Below are 1,665 nucleotides of genomic sequence, written 5' to 3' on the forward strand. Positions count from 1 at the left end.
GGCCGAGCATGGCGGTGTGGTACACATCGACATCAAGGATGGTGAGTTGACGTTTGACTTCGAGACTACGGCGGAAATGGCCTGACATTGTTGTTGTTAAGCGAAAGGCGCCTTCGGGCGCCTTTTTTGTTTTGCGGGTTTTTTTGGTTTTGGGTGTATATCCGTTTTTTGGTGATGGCGAGTTAGGGTTCCGCCCTTACGGCGGGTCACTTTTGCAAACGCCCAAAAGTAACCAAAACGCTGTATTCCTGACGTTCGGCCCTCGCTGTGGCTCGGGTTCCTTCGCTCCGGGATCCATCCGGGGGGCATCGCCTCCGGTTTGCTGCGCTGCACCTCCTCTCGATGCATTTGGCTTCGCCAAACGGTCGCTGCGCTCCCACCCCCGGATGAATCCCTCCACTCAGCCTTCCGACGTCGCCCGTGCATCAAGATCAAAAGCTGCAGCCGAGCTAACGCTCATCCTGTTGAGTGGTGGGGAGCAGAGGCGGGGCGCGGTGGGCGTTGCTTTGGCGTTTGCGTTTCTGGTGCGAGTTTGCTCGAGAAAGCAGGCAGCCAGCCGACCGATACCTACCAGCTGTACTCAATCCCTGTGGGAGATTCTATGGTTGAGGGGAAGCCCTCAACCGACTTTCGGTTGGTATTCGTCCTCCCCCTTCAACAGTGCAAATACCACTCGGGCAAGCTTGCGGGCCAGGATCACCAGGGCCTGTGTCGTACTGAGCCCGCGACCTCTTTGCTTTTCATAAAATCCTTTCCATGTCGGCGTACGGCTGGCCGACATTGCCGCATTGTGCAAAAGCCGCCGGGCTTCGGGGTCTCCGCGTTTAGTCAGGCTTCGGCGCCCGTCCTTCTGTCCCGACTGCGACACACGCAAATCCATGCCTAAAAATGCGATAAATGCATCCGCATTCCTGAAGTCGCCACGCTGAAACGCAGCAATCAAGCGGGCTCCCGTCAAAAAGCCAATACCTTCAATTTTCGTGCAACGCTTCAGTTGGGCAAGCAAACCGGCCTCTTTCAACTGGTCGTTGATCATCTTCTCGACCAGCGTTTCAAGCCTCTGCATTGATGTCAGGTGCTCGGCAAACGCGCTTTTGAGCAGCGGCTCGTTCGCCCAGCTTTGCGCCAGGGCTACTCGCGCCTGAACCAGCGCCGCGCGACGGCGGAACAGACTAAGAAGGCGGCGATATAACGGCGATGGAGGGGTCCAGGGGTGAAGCTCCTGGTATTCGTTCTTCAGATAACGAGCCAGCAGTTTGGCGTCCAGCGCGTCGGTTTTGGCGCGAACTTTCACACCTTTGCGGTAATGACTCAGTTCGTAGCCGCCGACCATGTAAATCGTGCAACCGGCTTCATAGGCCAGATCGGCGAGCGCCAAGTGATAGGTGTTGGTTGATTCGATGGCGAGATCAACCGGTGCAGGCAAGGCTTTCAACCATTTTTTGATGGCAGCCTTGTCATTGGATATCGTCTCGAGCAGATCCAGGTCAGCCTGATAGATGACCAGTTCATTCTTGGCGACATCCACGCCCACGATAGGCTTTACGACAGAAATCGGCATTGCCATTGAACATCCCCCCGAGATATGGTTTTGAACACTTGAAGGGGTCACCCAGAGGCGCAGGCTTGTTTCTATCGTCGGTCGAGCCAGATGCATTCTTTATC

1 protein-coding gene is annotated in these 1,665 nt (G+C 55.9%); it reads right to left on the minus strand.

Features of this window, described 5'->3' with window-relative positions; translation table 11 throughout:
* Positions 1-619 precede the first annotated feature (619 nt).
* Positions 620-1,567 carry an IS110 family transposase gene (locus tag ACP693_RS17595; protein WP_426050125.1) on the minus strand — a complete coding sequence of 316 codons (948 nt, stop codon included), beginning with the start codon at positions 1,565-1,567 and terminating at the stop codon, positions 620-622.
* Between the last annotated feature and the right edge of the window lie 98 nt (positions 1,568-1,665).

It is taken from the genome of Brevundimonas sp. TWP1-3 (assembly GCF_049896085.1).
Classification (GTDB): Bacteria; Pseudomonadota; Alphaproteobacteria; order Caulobacterales; family Caulobacteraceae; genus Brevundimonas.